We start from the raw sequence: 18,603 nt of genomic DNA on the forward strand, positions 1-18,603 counted from the left end.
TTTCACAAATTTCTGGCAGGCTTGTGCGGCGTCTTGTTCCAGACGAACGGCTTGAAGCGCAATTCCAGGATCGCTCGCCACGCTGCGAAGGAGAGGGCGAGCCAGTAGACCGGGGTTAGGACCCAGCGCCAGCCGACGGCGCGACGTTCTCTGTCTTCCATCCGGACACGGCCAAGGGCGATGAAGATCACGTAACTGCCGAAGATGTTGATGATATCGGCAATGAAAAGCCAGAAGGAGAGTGCGCCCACCGTATGGCTGTCGTCCTGCATCATCAGCCAGCCGAGATAGATGGCAAAGGCAATCACGGCGGGGTGGCAGAGCGACGAGAGCAGCATGCCGCCAATCAGCACCTGAAAGGTGAGGAAGCCGCTCCAGCCAAGTTCCCTCAGCAGTCGTCGAGGTTTGCGCATCTGTACCAGCCAGGTCTGCAGCCAACCTTTGTACCAGCGCGTGCGCTGTTTCAACCAGACGTCAAAATCGGTCGGGGCATCCTCCAGGGTGGGCATAGAGATAACGCGGGAGCGATATCCCATACGGTAGAGGCGCATGCCGAGATCGGCATCCTCGGTGACATTGTAGGGATCCCAGCCGCCGACCTGTTTCAAGGCCGCCGTCCTGAAGTGATTGGACGTGCCGCCCAGCGGCAGGGGTAATCGTGCTGCCGAAAGCATCGGCAGAAGGCCGCGAAACAGGGCGGCGTACTCCAATGAAAAGAGGCCGCTCAACCAGGATTGCTCGCCATTGGTGATGGATAAAGGCGCCTGGAGGCAGACCGTGCGGCTGCTCATGCGGCAGAAGGCGGCGTGTGCCTGCTTCAACTGCCCTGGAGACGGACGATCCTCGGCATCGTAGACCGTGAGCAGGCTCCCGCGCGCTCCATTGAGGGCGTAGGTCAAGGCTTTCGGCTTTGTCCTGGGGTTGCGTACCGGAACCCGGATGATTTCGTACTCGGCCGGCAGTTTCAGCGTTTCGAGGAGCCTTATCGTGCCCTCGTCATCGTCCTCGCAGATCAGCTTGATATCCAGCCGGGATCGCGGCCAGTCGAGACGGTCAAGGGCCGCGATCAGTTGTGGAACGACGCTCTCTTCCCGGTAGAGCGCAACCAGAACGGAATAGATCGGCAGCGGCGTCTCCTTCAGCGGGCTTCTCGGGCGTCGAAATCGATGGCGCCGTTCGCGCGCCTGTGCCGACAGGAGGGCCACAAAACGAAGACCGAAATTCGCCAGAAACAGCAAGGTTACGAGGATGTGGACAGCGATAAACGTCAAAATCGGCATCGTAAGCAAGCAGGCGATCAGGCCTGCGGCCAGCAAGCCGCCGTAAAACCCTTGTCTGCCCCAGAATGTGACGCGGGCGCTGTAAAGCGGCATGTGATCGGAAAGCCTGCGGGTTGTTTCGACAACACGGCGCAGGCGCCCGCTCTGCCAGGCTGCGCGCTTGATTTCGGAGGGTAACGTGACGACCAGCCGGGAGCGAAGCGTCGGGCTTTGCTCCAATCGGTTTTTCAGGCCAGCTACCTGCGAAATTTTCGGAGCTATTGCCCGCACAGGGCGAGCCAGCGGTGGTTGCAGCAGAAGCACTTCCGGTCGGCTGAGCTGTGCGTCCAGACCTGGCAGGTCGTGGACATGCGTCCCGTCGATCCGCTGCAGGAAGGCAAGCCCCAATTCCTCCGCGAGCGCCTCGAAATACGTCGTTTCATCGACAAGGTTGTTCGCCAAAAGCTCGTCTTCGATCGAGGTGTTGTTCGCCACGGCGTGACGCAGGGCTTTGGCGATGGTCGGCTTGCCGATACCCATCTTCAGCAGCAGCCGGCCTTCCGCCATGAGGGCGGCTGAGTAGCGCCTTTCCACGCCCGGCTTTTCCACCGCAAGCGTATCCTCGCGCTTTGCGGTAGCCATTCTCGAATTGTCCGGATATTCTGCGAAGCGCATGAACCCCCGTGGCCGGACCCGGCGCGTTTTATGTCGTTGTGGATTGTGACCCCGGGAAGAATATGAATGCGGCATGCCCGTTTCGCATCCTTAAAATTTTATGGGATTTTCGCTCTTTGCGTGTTTTTGGTTGCATCTTTTGCGCGAGCGCAATCGTTGCCGGCTTCGACGGATGGGGCAGGCAATACGCCGGCCGGCATGCCGCTGCTTTTCGACGCGCGCGAACGGATCGCCAAGCCTGATCTGAGCGGGCTGGCGAGACTGCGCTTCCTGACGACGGTCGATTTTCCGCCCTTCAATTTCATCGATCAATCCGGACGGTTGTCGGGCTTCCACGTCGATCTCGTACGCGAAATCTGCCGTACCCTCGAGATCGATGACAAATGTCAGATACAAGCAGTCGCCTACAAGGATCTTCTGACGGCGCTTGAGGGCGATCAGGGAGAGGCCGTGATTGCCGGTCTGGGCATCACGCCGGAACTGCGACAGCGGTTTTCGTTTTCGCGGGTTTATATGCCGTTGCCCGCCCGCTTCGTCGGCAACCGCAAGCTTGTTGGTCATGGCACGACATTATCGGCTTTCGACCGCAAGCCGGTCGGGGTCGTCGCCGGAACGACCCATGAAGCGATGGCGCGGGCTTTCTTTCCTGAAATGGCGTTCAAACCCTTTGAAAGCAGGCAGGCGATGCTGGATGCGCTGAAGAAAGGCGATGCGGCGGGCGTGTTTTCAGATGGCGTGCAACTGGCGTTCTGGGTGGCCGGAAGCGATGCGGCCGGTTGCTGCACCCTTATGGATGGGGCCTATTTTTCCCAGCGCTATCTTGGCGAAGGGCTCGCCATTCTCAATCGCAGGGACGATACCGCCCTGACCCAGGCGATCAATCATGCGCTGCTGGATCTGTCCCGCAATGGCCGGCTGAACGAGATCTACACCCGATATTTCCCCACCGGCATCTATTGAGCGCTTTGCAAAAACCTTACCTGCGGAAACGCGCGATTGCGGCCCTTTCGATCGCGGCACAGGTGAGCTTGTCGAGTTGCAGCCGGTCGCGCAGCAATTGCAGCAGCCTGATTTCTTCCTGCCGCAGCGCCAGGTCGGCGGCCGCGATTTCCACGGCCAGCGCATAAGCCGTATCGTGGAGGCGGCTCGGCAAGGCTTCGCGGACCAGCTCCAGCGCGATATCCAGTCCTTCCGGGCCGGAAAGCAGCTGGGCGCAGTCGCGGGCAATATCCACGAGAGCCTCGTCATCGAAGCCTTCAAAGACGGGAAGGAAGCGTGACAGCCGCCCGATCCGCTCAAGTTCGCCATCGGTCATGACCCTGTCGACGGCCGACATCATTACCATGACATGAATGAGGGCTTCGTGCTGCGTGAGGCTCGTGTTCATCTTGCTCTTTCCGTTCAACCGGCTGGCACGTAAGTCGCCCGTCAGGCGATTGCAATGGTGGGGATGGACAATATCGGCGTCATTGTGCCGTTTCGGGCGCCATGTCAAACGGCTCTGCTCGTTCACCCGGTTCGATTTTCTGTTGCCGGGGGTCGTTGCCGTAGAAGCCGCGATTTCCGGCCTTGGCCACCTCGATATTTCTCGACAGGGGAGAGTTTGCCGTCGCCTCCGCCCATCCGTTGTCGGCAAGCCATCGTGCCGGATCGTCGTTGCCGATGCTGCACCGGGCATTCACCGTGCCCTGCCATGTGGTCCCCGGCACGGTGCAGGTCAGGGCCCGGGCCCTCAAATAGTTGCGAAAGGCAGTCCGCGCGACGATGCCGCATGGCCACATGGCCGCGCCCGTGCCACACTGGCGATCCGCGGATTGGGGTTCGATGCCCTCCAACTGCACGACGCCGTTGTCGAAACGGATAGACCCGGCCGAAATCGCGATCGGATGGCGCAACACCTGCGGCTTGGGTTCGGGCCTTGATGCAGGCTGAGACAGCGGTGCCCGTGCCTCGACCCGCTCAAGCGGTTCTCCCGTCTGCGTATCCGGAGCCGCAAAGGCGTCAGGCTCGATGCTCCGCAAGGGTTTCGCCTCGACAGCCGGACTTTCGATACCACCTTCAGGGTCAGGCAGGACCGGATCGGCCGCCGCGTCATCCTGCTGCGCATCGTCCGGGGCGAGTTCCTCCATCGTCGGCGTATCGAGCGTAAACTCGGGTGTTGCCGTGTCTTCCACGCCGCGGATGGCGGCATTGCCTGCAAGGAGGATGAGGGCAGTAAGGCCAATGGCGCCAATACCGCCGGCCGATGTCAGCAGGTGTCGCTTCATGCAGGAAAACTGTCCTATTGGCTGGCCCAGATGATCCGCGCAATCCACTCGATTTCGCTCATGTCGAAGGTTCGGTTGGGATGTTCGGGATTAAGGGAGAGAAGCTCTATGCTGCGGGCTGTCTGGCGCATCAGGACCTTGGCCATGACCTCCCCTTCACTTGTCTTCACCACCACACGGTCGCCGCGCCTGATCTGCGCCCCCGGCTCGACGATCAGCACATCGCCATCCCTGTAGAGGGGGAGCATGCTGTCCCCCTGGATTTCGAGCGCATAAACGCCGGCGCGGCTATCCGGACCTGCGGGAAATTCCACGACATCCCAGCCTTGTCCGGCAGGAAAGCCGCCATCATCGAAAAAGCCGCCGGCTCCGGCTTGCGCGAAGCCCAGCAGGGGAATGGTGCTGGCCTGCGGCGGAAAGGCGCCCTCCGGCATGCCGCTGCTTCGAACCTCGGGACGCAGGAACTCCATGAACTGATTGATCGTCGAGCCGGTGGCGTCGAGAACCTTGGCGATGGATTCCGTTGACGGCCAGCGTTCGCGGCCGTCTGCCGAATGTCGTTTGGACTTGTTGAAGGATGTAGGGTCGAGGCCGGCGCGACGGGCGAGACCCGACGGCGACAATTGGTGCCGTTCGGCCAGCGCGTCTATCGCGCTCCAGATACGGTCATGTGAAAACATCGGTGTGCCTCCCGCAATCGTTAAGCCGGACGCTCTCCTTGGGACTGTTGCAGTCTAGCGAAAGGGCGTGGGCGAGTAAAGGCGGACAGGAAAATAATCCTCTTTTGTTCCGGGCTGCCGCCATGCTGATTGAAATGAAGCTTATGCTTCCTATACTCGTTCGTATCCGGCGCTGTTTTGTCGTGTTTGTCTGGAAATATCCGTTGCCCGCTTCCGTCAGAACCGAATTATTGCTGCTTGTCGCCATCGTAGCGGCCATTGCCGGGCTGGTTTTCAAGCAGAGTTTGCTTGCGGCTGGGCAGGCGGCGGCGCTGCTGGGGGCGGCAGGCCTGATCCTTGCCATAGTGTTCGCCTCGATGCGGGTTGCCCATCACGCCGAAATTCTGGCGGCCAAGGTGGGGGATCCCTATGGCACGATGATCCTCACATTGTCTGCCGTCGTGGTGGAAGTGATCATTCTGGCGATCATGATGGGCAAGGAGTCCTCGCCGACACTGGTGCGCGACACGATCTATTCGGCGGTCATGCTGGACGTGAACGGCATTCTCGGCCTTGCGGCCCTGCTGGGTGGGTTGAAGCATGGCGAGCAAGCCTACAACGACGATTCCAGCCGCACCTACTGCGTCATGATCCTGACGGCGATGGGCATATCGATGGTGGTGCCCGAGTTCGTGCCCGAGGCGAAGTGGCATCTCTATTCCGCCTTCACCATCGTCGCGATGATCATGCTCTACACCCTGTTTCTGCGCATGCAGGTGGGCGTGCACAGCTACTTCTTCAGCTACAGTTATCCGAAACGCAGCATGCCGCGGGAAAACGCCGATGCCGATCCCGAAGATGAGCCTCTCACGGCTTCGATCGTAACGCTGGTGCTCGGTGTCATCGTGATCGGCGTTTTGGCGGAGGTCATGTCGGCACTGTTGACGGAAGGCTTGAAAGGCAGCGAGGCACCGCCAGCCATAGCCGCGATCGTGGTCGCGGCGATCTCGGCATCGCCCGAGATCATGACGGCGATGCGGGCAGCACTTGCAAACCGCATGCAGGCGGTTGTCAACATCGCGCTCGGAGCGTCCCTGTCAACGGTCATTCTGACCGTGCCTGTCATGGAAGCGATCGCGCTCTACACGGGCCAGCCTTTCATCATGGCGATGAGCCCGGTTCAGACGGTCATGATCGCCATCACATTGATCGTGGCTGCGATCAACCTCAACGACGGCGAGACCAATGCCATCGAAGGCATGACCCATTTCGTGCTGTTTGCGACCTTCGTCATGCTGTCGGTACTTGGCCTCTGAAGCCTCGCTATTTTTCGCCACAGTACGCCCACTTTCGCACGCGTTGAAGGCGCGCTATCAGCAGGGAGGCGCGCGCCCGCGTCGAGAGGCTTCCATGAACAGATCCGTCCTTTCCGGCATCCTGCTGACGATGTTGTCGTACTTCCTGTTTTCCGTGCAGGATGCCTCGGTGAAATGGCTGGTCGTCGCCTTGCCGGTATGGCAAATCCTGTTTGTCCGCAGCGTCACCATTTTCGGTCTTTGCCTTGCGGTCGGCCGCTGGCGCGTCATTACGGATGCATGGCGCTCGCCGGTGCTGAAGCCGATGTTTATCCGTAATCTTCTGCTGCTTGCGGCCTGGCTTTCCTACTATAGCGCGGCTCGGGACCTCGGCCTCGCCGAGTTGACGACGCTTTATTATGCCTCCCCCATCCTCATCACCATTCTGGCAGTGCCGATGCTCAAGGAAGACGTGCCGCTGTTGCGGTGGTTCGCGGTTTTCATCGGCTTCGTCGGGGTGCTTATCGCCTGCGACCCGATGGGAACCGGCATGAAGCTCAGCCTGCCGGTCATGCTGGCCTTGCAGGCAGCGGTTTTCTGGGCGATTTCCACGGTGCTGCTGCGCAAGACGGCACTGCAGGAGCGAACGCTGGTGCAGATGACGCTTTCGAGCGGCTTCTTCATCCTCTTCACCGGCATGGCAATGACAGTCTACTGGGTCGAGCCATCATGGACCGATCTCGCTCTCATGGCCGGAACCGGTGTGATTGCCGGTCTCGGCCAGTACGCCATGTTCGAAGGCATGCGCCGGGCGCCGGTTTCAGTGCTAGCGCCGTTTGAATATTCCTCGCTTGTCTGGGCCTTCATCTTCGGCTTCCTGATCTGGGGCGATATTCCGAGCAGCGGCGTCGTCATGGGCGCGGCGCTGATCTTCTCCGCAGGCATGATCGTGCTGGCCGGGGAGCGCTTCGGCCGACGCGCACGGCCTGGCTGATTGCCTCGATCATCGTCGTGCTGAACCTGAAGCTTCTGTTCGAAACATTCCTCGCCTGATGACAGGCGGGGTCTTATGATCGGCGGGAGCTATCGCTTTTCAGCCATCGCTCGCGATAGTGCGGCGATCAGCGTCTCCGCTTCGTAGGGCTTACGGACGATGGGAGCCGAGCCCAGAGCTTCGGGAATGATGGAGCCTTCGCCGTATCCGGTCGCGAATATGAAGGGCACGCCCCGCTTCAACAGTTCCTCCGCAACAGGAATGGAGGTGTCCCTGCCGAGGTTGATATCGAGGATTGCCGCATCAGGGGTCACCCCGCGCATGAAAATCAGGGCTTCATCGGTCGAATTGGTCACCGTGACGTTGGCAAAGCCCCGGTCGCTCAGCATGCCTTCCACATCCATCGCGATCAGCATCTGGTCTTCAAGAAGGAGAATCCGGCTGTCGATCGGCAGGGGCGCGGCAGTAGGCTGCGGTCCTCCTGCGTTTGTTGCCGCGTAGGCAGCGGTGGCGTCGGGTGTCAGGCGTACGTGTTTTGCCGGCAGAAGGAAGCGCGCCTGAAGACCCTCGCTTGCGTAGGTCACCTCGCTTTGTCCTCCCAGATCATAGGGAATGCTGCGGTCGAGCAGCGCCGTTCCGAAGCCCGTGCGTTTCGGGGCATGAACGATGGGCCCACCGCTTTCGCGCCAGTCGATGACGCAGTCGCCGCTGGTCGTCATCTTCCAGCTTATCGATAGCCGGGCGCCGGAGGTGGAGAGCGAGCCGTATTTGGCGGCATTGGTCGCCAGTTCGTGCAAGACCAGCGCCATGACCGAAAAGGCCCGCGTATCGAGCCAGAGGCCATATCCGTCGAACGTGATGGTGGCGCCGTTATCGCGATACGGGGTCAGTTCCGCGTTCAGGAGGTCGACCAGCGCACCGCCGCCATCTCCACGAATAACCTGATCGTGGGCAAAGGAAAGTGCCTGGATGCGTCCTTTCAGGCTCGCAACGTAATCCTTGAGGCTGCGTCCCTCCTTGATCGGCTGGCCCACCAGCGACTTGATGACGGCAAGGATGTTCTTGACGCGGTGATTGAGTTCCTCGTTGAGCATGCGTTGGCGAACGTCCGACTTGGCGCGCTCCTCGGCCATGATCTCGCTGTGACGCAGCACGACTTCCACCAGAGAAGACCGGATTGCCTCCGCCACTTCCCGTTCGTCTTCCGTCCATGGCATTGCCTGGCGGTGTACGGATTCCTTCCAGATCGCAAAGCTCTTGCGCGGCGTCAGACGTTCGCCGAAAGAGCCGGTTTCGTAGGATTTTTCCGGGTTGCCTGCCCAGTTCAACGTTTGCACGAGCTCCTTGCGGAAGAAGAAGAGATAATCCCGTGGCAACTGCGAAAGCGGTATGGCAAGCAAACCAGCGGATATCTGGTAGTAGTTCTCCGCCTCGGGAAAAGCGCGCGGTAGCGAATGGGTGGCCCAGATTCGCCCTTCGGATATCGATGCCACGAAACGGGCGAGGGCTGGAATGTCGGCGGTCGGCGGCGTGGCGCCGTGGCCATGCCAGTGTCCGTCGACATAAAGGCCGAAGCCGTCATTGGGCAACAGCTGGCCGAGATCCAGCATGTTGTCGCGCAGGAATTCGCCGACATCGCCGCTACTTCCAAGCCGCAACATGCCATCGAGGTAGGAGCGGGCCCGCGCAGCGTTATCCAGTTTGCGTTTCTGCTTCAGAGCGTGAAGATGCAGCGAGAAAAACTCGCCAAACATCTCGGCAGCGACCCGCAGCGACATGGGCATCACACGCGGGGAGTAGTGGTGACAGGCAATCAGTCCCCAAAGTTCGCCATCGATGATGATCGAAATGGACATCGAAGCTGCAACACCCATGTTGCGCAAATATTCGCAATGGATCGGCGAGACGCTGCGCAGGTGACTGTAGGTGAGATCGAGCGCTTCGCCGGAGAGATCGAACACCGGTTCGAGCGGAACGCTCTGGTAGTTTGCGTCGGAAATGACCCGGATGGTGTTGCGAAGATAAAGCGTGCGCGCCTGTTGCGGGATATCCGTGGCGGGAAAATACTGGCCTAGGAAGCTTTCGAGATCGGCGCGCTTCATCTCGCTGATCACCTTGCCGGAGCCGTCACGCTCGAACTGGTAGATCATCACGCGATCATAGCCCAGCATGCCGCGGACAAGCCTGGCTGCCTGTTGCACCAGCGCTTCCGTACTTTCAATACGCCTTATGCGGCTGATCAGCGAGCGCGTGAGGCGCAGCGGCGATTCCAGATCTGTATGGGTGGGCTCGAATTCCACGATCACGTTCGAGCGGTGACGGTGGATCGAGATATCGAAGGCCCGTCCGGAACTCAGGACCTCGTTGAAAACCAGAACCGGCCGCCCCGCATCGGTCATGGAAGCGAGGGCATTGCGCAATGTGTGAACCAGTTCGCCGCCGAGCAGGATATCCGCTGCGGTTTCGTTGGATATCTGCAGCCTGAGCATTTCCGACGCATTGACGGAATGGCGTTGAAGAACCGACAGGTTGATGTCGAAGGCGAGCAGAGCGCCATAAGGCTGAATGCTGCCGGGGATATGAATAGGTTCTTGATCGCAGTTTGTGAGATCGACTTTATAGGGCTGCGTCATCAAACGGCTTTCGAGAAGGCACTATGAGCTGTGGCAAAGGCGGTATTGCTTGCGGTCACGGCATTTGAAATGTTGAAGGGCTCTACAGCCTCGAGCACAGAGAGAAACCCCCGCCAGCCCTCGATATCATCGCTTTGAAGCGCCAGATGGCGGGCGCCGAAATATGCGCTCAAGCCCAGGGCTTGGGCGCGTTTGAACAGAACACGCGCACCGAGCGAAGAGCCCTCCAGCACGTAAAGTGTCCCGAAAAGCGCATCGCCTTCCAGTGGAAAGGGAAAACCAGGAACACCCGGACGCGGAACGCCGAGATCGTCCAGATCCTGCGCGATGGCATCCGCGATCAGCCGGGGACGCCACGAGCCTAGTCCGGAAGGCAGCGGTGATTCCGTGAGACGGTCTTCGATGCATTTGCGAAAGCAATAGAGCGATGCGAGATAGGAGCGGTAGCTTTCCATCGTATCGAGAGCACCAATTGCTTGATCCACATGGGAGTGCGCTTCTGCCGTGCGCTCGCGCATTTGCCAGCGCCTCAATTCCTGCTCCATAAAAACCCCGCAACATACCGAGACTACCAAACGCCGCTTACAATAATTGGTTCCGAAGAAAAATGTGTACTCGAAGGAAAAAGATAAAACGCTAATACAAAGTGCTGACGCTTTCCTCTCCATGAAGAGATGTGCAGGCAGCAAGCAGATGCTTTACCGTGAAAAGCGGCTTGCAAGCCTTAAAGTCGTGGCCTTGCATCTCTATATCCTCCATACGGCGTGGCGCTCGCGCGCACGCACAGGAACAAAGGGGTATTGATTGTGATGCGACGTTTTGGAAGAACTCTTGCGATGCTGGCGCTTGCCATGATCACCACACTGACGGTGGTGGATCTGGCTGAAGCCCGCCGGGCCGGCAGCGGTTTCGGTAGCCGGGGCACACGCACGTTTTCCGCTCCGCCGGTAACCCGCACCGCACCCAATAATGCCAATTCCATCGACCGTACCATGACGCCGCGCCCCGAGGGCCAGTCGGCCACGCAGCCGGGTATCAACCAGCCGGGAATGACGCAAACCCGTCCCGGTGCCCAGCGTCCGGGCGGATTCTTCGGCGGCTTTGGCGGCTCCATGCTCGGTGGCCTGATGATGGGCGGCCTGATCGGCATGATGCTCGGCAACGGTCTCGGCGGTGGTATCGGCTTCCTGGGCATGCTGTTGCAGGTTGCCTTGATATTCGGCGCCATCATGCTTGCCATGCGCTTCTTCGGTCGTCGCCAGCAACCTGCCTATTCGGGTCCCGCCGGCGCAGCGTCCGGGAATGGTCCGCTTTATCGTGAGCAGGCCCATGGCGATGCTTCTCCGGCTAAACCGTCCTTCAAGATCCCGCAGATCGGTGGGGGTTCGACTGCCCCGAAGCAGGCTGTCGCGGGTGCGGATACCGATGAAATCGGCATCGGCGAAGACGACCTCAACCATTTCGAGGCGATGTTGAAAGAGGTACAGGCTGCCTATGCGGCTGAGGATTATGCGGCTCTTCGCAAGCTGACGACGCCGGAAGCCATGTCCTATCTGGCTGAAGAATTGAGCGACAACGCCACGAGCGGCGTGCGCAACGAAGTGCGCGATGTGCAACTCGTACAGGGCGACGTTGCAGAGGCTTGGCATGAGGAAGGCCGCGACTACGCAACCGTTGCGATGCGCTATGAAAGCATTGATGTCATGCGTGACCGCAACACCGGCCGCGTGGTCGAAGGCGATCCGGACAATCTGACAGAGACGGCCGAACTCTGGACTTTCGTTCGCCGTCCGGGCGGCGAATGGCAGGTTTCGGCCATTCAGGGCGCGGCATAGTCAAGGCGCCCGCAATCATTCTCTGGAGCCGGCGGCCACTCACCGCCGGCTTTTCCTTTTCAAAAATATAAAGTTTTATCGACTGCGTTTTCGCGGGGTTATCCTCGTTAACAGGTTGTTTTTCATCGTAACCTGCCTGAAAGTTTTGAGCGCCTATTCCTGAAGACATCTGATATCAGGGGTGGATCGTCTCATGAGCGAGATTGAACTGTCAGTTGTTGCGCCGTGTTACAACGAAGAAGCCGTTCTCACCGAGTTTTACACACGCATGTCGAAGGCGTGTCTTGCCGCTGCCGGCGAGAACCATGAGATCATTCTCATCGACGACGGCTCTTCGGATGCCACTTGGTCGATCATCGAAAAGCTGGCGGATCAGGACAGGCATGTCGTCGGCGTCCAGCTTTTTCGCAACCACGGTCACCAGTTGGCTGTGACCGCCGGCCTTTCCATCGCTTCCGGGCAGCGCGTGCTTCTCATCGATGCAGACCTGCAGGACCCGCCCGAACTTCTGCAGCAGATGATGGCCATCATGGATGGCGGTGCCGACGTCGTTTATGGCAAGCGTGCATCGCGCTCTGGCGAAACCAAGTTCAAGCTGGCAACGGCCGCAGCCTTCTACAAGATCCTGAACGGCCTTTCCTCGGTGCCGATCCCGCGGGATACCGGCGATTTCCGGCTGATGACGCGAACGGTGGTCGAAATCCTGCGCGGTATGCCCGAGCAGCACCGTTTCATCCGGGGCATGGTCAGCTGGATCGGCGGCAAGCAGATCGCCTTGCCCTATGCCCGCGAACCGCGTTTCGCGGGCGAGACAAAATATCCGCTGCGCAAGATGCTGGCCTTCGCGACGGACGCGATCACCAGTTTTTCCACCGTTCCGCTTCGGCTCGCCGTCTGGCTCGGTATGCTGGCGGCAGGCTTTGCCTTTCTCATTCTCATCTATGCGCTGCACCAGTGGTCGACAGGCAATGTCGTTCCCGGCTGGGCAAGTTCGCTGGTGGCGATCTCTTTCTTTTCCGGGACCCAGCTCATTGTCATGGGCGTGTTCGGTGAGTATCTCGGTCGTGTCGTGCAGGAGGTGAAGCGTCGCCCGCTCTTCACCATCAGTGCGCTGCGCCGCGACGGAACCTCCACTCTTCTGCCGCCGAACTATTATAGCCTCGGCGTGGCGGAGCAGAACGCCGTCCTTCATGCGCAGATGCCGGGTCGATGAGCACGCGGCCGGACACCGCGGAAGGCCACGGTATGCTTCATGTGGACAAAGCCATGCGGATGGGAGGCATCGTCCAGGCCTTTGCCTTCGCCCTCGTGGGGGTCGCAAATACCCTCGTCGATATCCTGGCCTTCATGGGTCTCATATGGCTGGGGCTTCACCCGCTGGTCGCCAATGTCTTCAGCTTCAGCCTGGGAGCGGCAAACAGCCTGATCCTCAACAAGACCCTGACATTCCGCGATGCCGGTGTGCCGTTTTCGCGTAAGTTGATACTTACGTTTTCAATGGTCACGCTTCTGTCTCTGGCTGTGTCCCAAGCCTCGCTGTATGGCCTGCTTCAACTGGGATTGCCCGAGCTCGCGGCAAAACTCGCATCCGTCATTTTCACATTCGTCGTCAGTTTCCTTTTCAACAAATACCTTACCTTCAGGCCCTGATCGCCATGGAAAAGTCTGCCAGCCGCGTGTCGTTGCTGTTCATCCTGATCGCCGCCGCCATTTCGCTCATACCCGTCCTGACGATCGACATCCCGCCGATGCCGGATTATCCGAACCATTATGCCCGCCTCTGGCTGTTGGCGGGTGGAACCCAAGACCCGATGATCGCACCGATCTATCAGGTGGATTGGGGGACGGCCTGGACCAACGTGATAATCGACGTGATCGCCGCTTTGACGGGGCCGTTTCTGTCCATGGCGGTGATCGGTCCGCTGGTTCTATCCCTGGCGTTGCTGCTGCCGGCGACCGGGATTGCCGTTCTCAACCGAGAGATCTTCGGCGGGTTTCATTGGTGGCATGCCCTTTGTTTTATCCTGGGCTGGAATTTCGTCTATCTCGCCGGTTTCCTCAACTTCGAGATCGGGCTGGGGCTGGCGCTTCTGTTCGTGGCCGGCGATCTCAAGCTGCGGTCGCAGGCCTATGGGGTGCTCTTTCTCTACCGCGCCATTGCCGCGACCGTCATCCTGGTTGCCCATCCTTTCGCGCTTCTGTTCTTTACGGTCCTGCTGGCGGCTTTCGCCTTCGGGCGGGAAATCGATCCATTGCTCAAGCCCTCGGTCTGGCCGCGGCTGATCGGTCGCATCATTGTTGATGTCATTCCCTGCCTTCTGCCGCTCGTCGCTCTGTTATTGTTCGGCCCGTCCCTGCCGGGCACGGCCGCTCCCGCCAATCTTTCCGGCATCGTCTGGAACGAGGTTTCGCTTTATAATTTCGCCTCGGTTCTGATGACCTATTTCAAGACCTACAATCTGAAGATCGATGCTCTTTATGTTCTGGCCTTCGCTGTACCGGTGATCGCCGCGGCCGTGTGGCGAAAGCTTGAAGTGCACTGGGGCCTGTTTCTGGTCGCCGTCGTCCTCGGCATCCTCTCGCTGTTCATGCCGCGCCAGTTCATGGCGACCGGCGGCATCGATACACGCCTGCCGTCGATGATGGCGCTGGCCTTTGCTGCGGGCGTGCGTCCCAACCTCACCGCGACGCGCATGCTTGCCGTTGTGGCCGGCTGCCTCGCCTGCGTCGTCGTTGCGTCCCGCGTGGCGGTGATCGAAAAGGTCTGGATCGCCGGGGAGGAGAATATCGCGGCGGTGGAGCGGGCGATTGCCCAGGTTCCCGCAGGTGCGGCGCTGTTGCCGATGCAGCATCATCTTGATCCGGCGCTGAACCGGACGGCCCCTGTCGGCCGCTTCCTCGGCAACAACATGCCGATCCACTGGCACTACGGCAGCCTTGCCGTCGTCCGGCAGAAAGCCTTCATTCCGACGCTGTTCTCAGCGCCCGGAAAACAGCCGATCAAGATTCTGCCGCCCTGGAACGAGATTGCCGTGCCGGAGGGTCTCCCGCCGACAGTGGACATGCTGGCCGATCCGGCAAACCAGCCGGACTACCCTTACCTCAAGGACTGGAACACGCGCTTCGACTATATTCTGGTCTCGAATGCCGACCTGCCGAACATGACGGGTCCGATGCCGGAATTGCCCCAATTGACGCTTATTGCCGACGAGGGCTTCGCCAAGCTCTACAGGATCAACAGGAACTGAGGCGCTGCCTCAGCCCGCCTTTGCGGCCACCCACTTGTGCCAGTCGTCTTCGCTGCCGCGGAAGACGTTGAGGTCGATGCGACCCTCGACACCGTGGGAAAGGCCCGAGCCCGAATACTGCCAGAAGACCCACTTGCGGTTCGGATACCGAACGGACGGATGGGCAGCAACCGAGCGCAGCCAGAACGGATGGTTCGGGAACTCGCCGCTCAGATTGTCCTCGTAGAAATCCGGAGCGGTGTAGATGATCGGACGCTGGCCGTAATGGGCCTCCAGCTTGTCCATGAACACCTGCATCTTTTCCAGCACCTTGGCGCGCGACAGGCGACGCTGGCATTTGGATTCGCCGTTATATTCCACGTCAATGACCGGGGGCAGGGCGCCCGCTTCGCGCGGCACGTTGCGGATGAACCAGTCTGCCTGCTCGCCAGCAGTACGGCACCAGTAGAAGAAGTGATAGGCGCCGCGCCGGACGCCGGCTTCCCGGGCCTTGCGCCAGTTGGTCTTGAACATCGGGTCGAGGTGATCGCCGCCGTCCGTTGCCTTGATGAACGCGAAATTGGCGCCCTGGGTGCGCAGCTTTACCCAATCGATATTGCCCTGCCAGCGCGAGACGTCGACGCCATGAACGGCGTGCTTGCGCGGCGATGTCTTGCCGAAATTGATAGGGTGCGCATCGCGGAAATTCTGGCCATAGACCTGCATGCGCGTACCGCGGCGCGGTTTGAGAATAGCGGGTTCGGCTTCGAGGTCAGGCACGTTTGGCCTCAGCATCGCGACCGGGCGGTTTTCGGGCATCGGCATACCGGCGGTCCGATCGACGTCGGCGAAAGGCTGCGGCTCGGGCATCTTGCCGGCCCAGGCGAGAACTTCCTGATGGGTTTCCGACTGCGCGGCCTCGGCAGTTTGGCCGACAGCTGCCGACGGAATGACAGCCGGCACGATGGAGCTTGTCGTTTCCTTGGAGGTGGTCAGGCCGGCCGAAAGGCTTTCGGGACCTGAGCTTGAGGTGCAGCCCGACAGAGCAACGCAGCAGAGAAGGAGTGCTGTGGCAGCCGATAAACGCATGACAAACCCGTACGCAAAACAAGAACCGAGAGGCAACTTGCGACACGGAAGGCTCCCTCGGCGCGAATTGCTAACGGAGTTTTACCGAAAAAGACTGAATGCAATCTTTACAGAGTGACTGAATCGCCACGCCGCTGTGGAATCGTCAAAAAAAAGCGGGCCGCGAAAGCCCGCTTTTCGATTTGGTAATATTTGTGGCGTTTAGGCGGCAGCCTGTGTCGCGTAAGGATCGAAGCGGCCGTAGAAGGTCTGGCCCTTGGCGGCCATGTCCTTGAGCAGCGCCGTCGGCTTGAAGTGATCGCCATAGGAAGCGGCCAGCGTCTCGCAAAGCTCGACGAAGGCCTTCGCGCCCATGCCATCGATATAGGACAACGTGCCGCCCGTGTATGGTGCGAAACCGAAGCCGAGGATCGAGCCGACGTCGGCCTCGCGCGGATCGGTGACGATGCCTTCCTCCACTGTGCGCGCTGCTTCCAGCGCGATGGTGACGAGGAAGCGCTGCTTCAGCGTCTCGACGTCGAAGTTTTCGGCCGGCTTCTGCGGGAAGAGATCCTTCAGGCCCGGCCACAGGAACTTCTTGGCGGGCTTTGCCGGATACTCGTAGAAGCCTTTGCCATTCTTGCGGCCGCGACGATCGAGATCGTCCACCAGCTTGTTGATCAGCGCCATGTGCTCCGGGTTGACCGACGCTTCGCCGAGATCGGCGATCGAGGCCTTGAGGATTTTCTGGCTGAGGTCGATCGCCACTTCGTCGTTGAGCGACAGCGGGCCGACGGGCATGCCGGCCATCTTGGCGGCATTTTCGATCATCGCCGCCGGCACGCCTTCGATCAGCATGTCATAGGCTTCGTGGATGTAGCGGAAGACGCAGCGGTTGACGTAGAAGCCGCGGGTATCGTTCACGACGATCGGCGTCTTCTTGATCGCGGCGACGAAATCGAGCGCGGTCGCCAGCGCCTTGTCGCCGCTTTCCTTGCCGAGGATCACTTCCGTCAGCATCATCTTCTCGACCGGCGAGAAGAAGTGGATGCCGATGAACTGGTTCGGGCGCTCGGAGTTCTTCGCAAGACCGGTGATCGGCAGCGTCGAGGTGTTGGAGGCGAAGATCGCGTCTTCGCCGATCACGGCCTCGACCTTCTCGATCACATCCTTCTTGACCTGACGGTCTTCAAACACGGCCTCCACGACGAGCTTCACGTCCTTCAGGTCGTTGTAGTCGGCAGACGGGGTGATCAGGGCGAGCAGGGCTTCGCCCTGTTCCTGCGTCATCCTGCCCTTGCCGATCGAATCCTTGACCAGACCCTCGGAGTGGGTCTTGCCCTTGGTGGCGGCTTCGATATCGCGGTCGATGAGAGTGACGGGGATACCGGCTGCGGCCGTGACATAGGCAATCGATGCACCCATGAAACCGGCGCCGACAACGCCGACGGTCTTCAGATCGCTCTTCGGCACTCCAGCCGGGCGGCGGGCACCCTTGCCGAGTTCCTGCATCGAGATGAACAGCGAGCGGATCATCGAGAAGGCTTCGGTGGTCTGCAGGACTTCGGTGAAGTAGCGCTGCTCGACCTTGAGCGCGAGATCGATCGGCAGTTGCAGACCTTCATAGACGCATTTCACAATTGCGAGCGCACCGGGGAAATTGCCGTTGGTCTCGCGGCGCAGGATAGCGGAAGCGGCCGGCCACAGCTGGGCCGCTGCCGGCGTCCAGATACCGCCGCCCGGCACCTTGAAGCCCTTTTCATCCCAGGGTTGGACCGGCTTCAGGCCGTTCTTCAGCATGGTCTTGGCGGCATCGATCAGCTTGTCGGGATCGGCAAGCTCATGCACGAGGCCCAGCGCCTTGGCGCGCTGCGGCGTCAGCGATGAGCCTGTCGTCATCATCTGCAGGGCATCCTGTGCATTGGTGAGGCGCGGAACGCGCTGCGTGCCGCCGGCACCGGGGAAGATGCCGACCTTGACTTCCGGCAGGGCGATCTTGACCGACTTGGAGTTGGAAGCCACGCGGCCGTGGCAGGCAAGCGACAGTTCGAACGCGCCGCCCATGCAGGTGCCGTTGATCGCCGAAACCCACGGCTTGCCGGAGGTTTCCAGCTTGCGGAAAAGACCGGTCATCTGGCCGCAGAGTTCGAACAGCTTCTGCGCAGCGCCGTCCGGGTCGCGGGCCTTCTCTTCGTTGTAGAAGGTGAACATGCCCTTAATCATCGAGAGGTCTGCACCGCCCGAGAAGGTGGACTTGCCGGATGTCACGACCACGCCCTTGATGGAGGCATCGGCAACGGTCTGGTCGACGATCGCATCAAGTTCGCGCAGGACATCGGCCGTGAACACGTTCATCGACTTGTCCGGCATGTTCCAGGTGACGAGCGCAATGCCGTCCGCGTCGGTTTCAACGGTGAAGTTGGTGTAGTTGCTCATGTGGGAATTCCTCTCCCTTGAATTCTTCAATCTGTCAGATGAGGCCGAAAGCGGCTGCGAGCATGAAACCCAGACCCGTCAGGACAACGAGTATTGCTGCCAAGCCAAAAAGAGTTTCCTGCCTTTTGGCGCGCATCTCCTTGGCGCTGATCGGGCGCATCCAGTTGCGATGAGCTTCGGCCATATTTCGCTCCATGTTGTGGAACGCGAATTGCTGGTCGATCTCATTGTGCGAGAGGCGCTGGAGTTCATCTT

16 protein-coding genes are annotated in these 18,603 nt (G+C 60.1%); 7 read left to right on the forward strand and 9 right to left on the reverse strand.

Features of this window, described 5'->3' with window-relative positions:
* Nucleotides 1-2: 2 nt before the first annotated feature.
* Nucleotides 3-1,901, reverse strand: a complete 1,899-nt coding sequence (locus BLX89_RS17885; RefSeq protein ID WP_245292859.1) for a glycosyltransferase family 2 protein — start codon at nt 1,899-1,901, stop codon at nt 3-5.
* Nucleotides 1,902-2,000: 99 nt separating this feature from the next.
* On the opposite strand from BLX89_RS17885, the gene BLX89_RS17890 reads away from it, so the two are divergent.
* The gene (locus BLX89_RS17890; RefSeq protein WP_075292327.1) at nt 2,001-2,894 is read left to right on the forward strand and encodes a transporter substrate-binding domain-containing protein; all 894 of its coding nucleotides are present in this window, start codon (nt 2,001-2,003) and stop codon (nt 2,892-2,894) included.
* Between the two features lie 16 nt (nt 2,895-2,910).
* On the opposite strand, the gene BLX89_RS17895 is transcribed toward BLX89_RS17890, so the two are convergent.
* From BLX89_RS17895 to BLX89_RS17905, 3 genes are all read right to left on the reverse strand, one after another.
* Nucleotides 2,911-3,321: a tellurite resistance TerB family protein gene (locus BLX89_RS17895; RefSeq protein ID WP_075292328.1), complete on the reverse strand. Its 411-nt coding sequence runs from the start codon at nt 3,319-3,321 to the stop codon at nt 2,911-2,913.
* A 79-nt stretch (nt 3,322-3,400) separates the two neighbouring features.
* Nucleotides 3,401-4,201 carry a hypothetical protein gene (locus tag BLX89_RS17900; protein ID WP_075292329.1) on the reverse strand — a complete coding sequence of 267 codons (801 nt, stop codon included), beginning with the start codon at nt 4,199-4,201 and terminating at the stop codon, nt 3,401-3,403.
* Between the two features lie 14 nt (nt 4,202-4,215).
* On the reverse strand, nt 4,216-4,881 hold the full coding sequence (locus BLX89_RS17905) for a S24 family peptidase (RefSeq protein ID WP_075292330.1): 666 nt from the start codon (nt 4,879-4,881) through the stop codon (nt 4,216-4,218).
* Between the two features lie 203 nt (nt 4,882-5,084).
* On the opposite strand from BLX89_RS17905, the gene BLX89_RS17910 reads away from it, so the two are divergent.
* Together BLX89_RS17910 and BLX89_RS17915 are read left to right on the forward strand one after the other, a co-directional pair.
* A complete protein-coding gene (locus tag BLX89_RS17910; RefSeq protein ID WP_075292564.1) occupies nt 5,085-6,176 on the forward strand; it encodes a calcium:cation antiporter in 1,092 nt (363 codons plus the stop codon).
* A 94-nt stretch (nt 6,177-6,270) separates the two neighbouring features.
* Nucleotides 6,271-7,149, forward strand: a complete 879-nt coding sequence (locus BLX89_RS17915) for a DMT family transporter (protein WP_075292331.1) — start codon at nt 6,271-6,273, stop codon at nt 7,147-7,149.
* Between the two features lie 89 nt (nt 7,150-7,238).
* Here BLX89_RS17915 and BLX89_RS17920 read toward each other — a convergent pair whose 3' ends face one another.
* Together BLX89_RS17920 and BLX89_RS17925 are read right to left on the reverse strand one after the other, a co-directional pair.
* Nucleotides 7,239-9,785 (reverse strand): HWE histidine kinase domain-containing protein, encoded by a 2,547-nt coding sequence (locus BLX89_RS17920; RefSeq protein ID WP_198935170.1) that lies wholly within the window; start codon nt 9,783-9,785, stop codon nt 7,239-7,241.
* Nucleotides 9,782-10,300, reverse strand: coding sequence for a biliverdin-producing heme oxygenase (locus tag BLX89_RS17925; protein ID WP_083637651.1), 519 nt, complete (start codon nt 10,298-10,300; stop codon nt 9,782-9,784). Before BLX89_RS17925 ends, BLX89_RS17920 begins: the two co-directional genes overlap by 4 nt.
* Nucleotides 10,301-10,591: 291 nt before the next feature.
* Between BLX89_RS17925 and BLX89_RS17930 the strand changes: the two genes are divergently transcribed.
* The 4 genes from BLX89_RS17930 (at nt 10,592) to BLX89_RS17945 (ending at nt 14,865) form a co-directional block, all read left to right on the forward strand.
* The gene (locus BLX89_RS17930; RefSeq protein ID WP_075292334.1) at nt 10,592-11,617 is read left to right on the forward strand and encodes a Tim44 domain-containing protein; all 1,026 of its coding nucleotides are present in this window, start codon (nt 10,592-10,594) and stop codon (nt 11,615-11,617) included.
* Nucleotides 11,618-11,810: 193 nt separating this feature from the next.
* Nucleotides 11,811-12,830 (forward strand): glycosyltransferase family 2 protein, encoded by a 1,020-nt coding sequence (locus BLX89_RS17935; protein ID WP_075292335.1) that lies wholly within the window; start codon nt 11,811-11,813, stop codon nt 12,828-12,830.
* Nucleotides 12,827-13,267 (forward strand): GtrA family protein, encoded by a 441-nt coding sequence (locus BLX89_RS17940; protein ID WP_075292336.1) that lies wholly within the window; start codon nt 12,827-12,829, stop codon nt 13,265-13,267. The genes BLX89_RS17935 and BLX89_RS17940 overlap by 4 nt, the downstream gene beginning before the upstream one ends.
* Nucleotides 13,268-13,272: 5 nt before the next feature.
* Nucleotides 13,273-14,865: a hypothetical protein gene (locus BLX89_RS17945; RefSeq protein WP_075292337.1), complete on the forward strand. Its 1,593-nt coding sequence runs from the start codon at nt 13,273-13,275 to the stop codon at nt 14,863-14,865.
* Nucleotides 14,866-14,874: 9 nt separating this feature from the next.
* Here the strand turns inward: BLX89_RS17945 and BLX89_RS17950 are convergent, their stop codons facing one another.
* The 3 genes from BLX89_RS17950 to BLX89_RS24660 form a co-directional block, all read right to left on the reverse strand.
* Entirely contained in the window at nt 14,875-15,933 is a 1,059-nt protein-coding gene (locus BLX89_RS17950; RefSeq protein WP_075292338.1) for a glycoside hydrolase family 25 protein, read from the reverse strand.
* 201 nt (nt 15,934-16,134) lie between these two features.
* Nucleotides 16,135-18,348 carry a 3-hydroxyacyl-CoA dehydrogenase NAD-binding domain-containing protein gene (locus tag BLX89_RS17955; RefSeq protein ID WP_075292339.1) on the reverse strand — a complete coding sequence of 738 codons (2,214 nt, stop codon included), beginning with the start codon at nt 18,346-18,348 and terminating at the stop codon, nt 16,135-16,137.
* Nucleotides 18,349-18,382: 34 nt separating this feature from the next.
* The gene (locus tag BLX89_RS24660) at nt 18,383-18,532 is read right to left on the reverse strand and encodes a hypothetical protein (RefSeq protein ID WP_158025967.1); all 150 of its coding nucleotides are present in this window, start codon (nt 18,530-18,532) and stop codon (nt 18,383-18,385) included.
* Nucleotides 18,533-18,603 lie beyond the last annotated feature (71 nt).

Origin of the sequence: Pararhizobium arenae, assembly GCF_001931685.1 — a bacterium.
GTDB classification, from domain to species: Bacteria; Pseudomonadota; Alphaproteobacteria; order Rhizobiales; family Rhizobiaceae; genus Pararhizobium; species Pararhizobium arenae.

Excerpts from the sequence above, each read along its gene's own strand:
- BLX89_RS17885 (WP_245292859.1), bottom strand. The coding sequence starts at position 1,901 with ATGGCTACCGCAAAGCGCGAGGATACGCTTGCGGTGGAAAAGCCGGGC.
- BLX89_RS17890 (WP_075292327.1), top strand. The coding sequence starts at position 2,001 with ATGCGGCATGCCCGTTTCGCATCCTTAAAATTTTATGGGATTTTCGCT.
- BLX89_RS17895 (WP_075292328.1), bottom strand. The coding sequence starts at position 3,321 with ATGAACACGAGCCTCACGCAGCACGAAGCCCTCATTCATGTCATGGTA.
- BLX89_RS17900 (WP_075292329.1), bottom strand. The coding sequence starts at position 4,201 with ATGAAGCGACACCTGCTGACATCGGCCGGCGGTATTGGCGCCATTGGC.
- BLX89_RS17905 (WP_075292330.1), bottom strand. The coding sequence starts at position 4,881 with ATGTTTTCACATGACCGTATCTGGAGCGCGATAGACGCGCTGGCCGAA.
- BLX89_RS17915 (WP_075292331.1), top strand. The coding sequence starts at position 6,271 with ATGAACAGATCCGTCCTTTCCGGCATCCTGCTGACGATGTTGTCGTAC.
- BLX89_RS17925 (WP_083637651.1), bottom strand. The coding sequence starts at position 10,300 with ATGCGCGAGCGCACGGCAGAAGCGCACTCCCATGTGGATCAAGCAATT.
- BLX89_RS17930 (WP_075292334.1), top strand. The coding sequence starts at position 10,592 with ATGCGACGTTTTGGAAGAACTCTTGCGATGCTGGCGCTTGCCATGATC.
- BLX89_RS17935 (WP_075292335.1), top strand. The coding sequence starts at position 11,811 with ATGAGCGAGATTGAACTGTCAGTTGTTGCGCCGTGTTACAACGAAGAA.
- BLX89_RS17940 (WP_075292336.1), top strand. The coding sequence starts at position 12,827 with ATGAGCACGCGGCCGGACACCGCGGAAGGCCACGGTATGCTTCATGTG.
- BLX89_RS17945 (WP_075292337.1), top strand. The coding sequence starts at position 13,273 with ATGGAAAAGTCTGCCAGCCGCGTGTCGTTGCTGTTCATCCTGATCGCC.
- BLX89_RS17950 (WP_075292338.1), bottom strand. The coding sequence starts at position 15,933 with ATGCGTTTATCGGCTGCCACAGCACTCCTTCTCTGCTGCGTTGCTCTG.
- BLX89_RS17955 (WP_075292339.1), bottom strand. The coding sequence starts at position 18,348 with ATGAGCAACTACACCAACTTCACCGTTGAAACCGACGCGGACGGCATT.
- BLX89_RS24660 (WP_158025967.1), bottom strand. The coding sequence starts at position 18,532 with ATGGCCGAAGCTCATCGCAACTGGATGCGCCCGATCAGCGCCAAGGAG.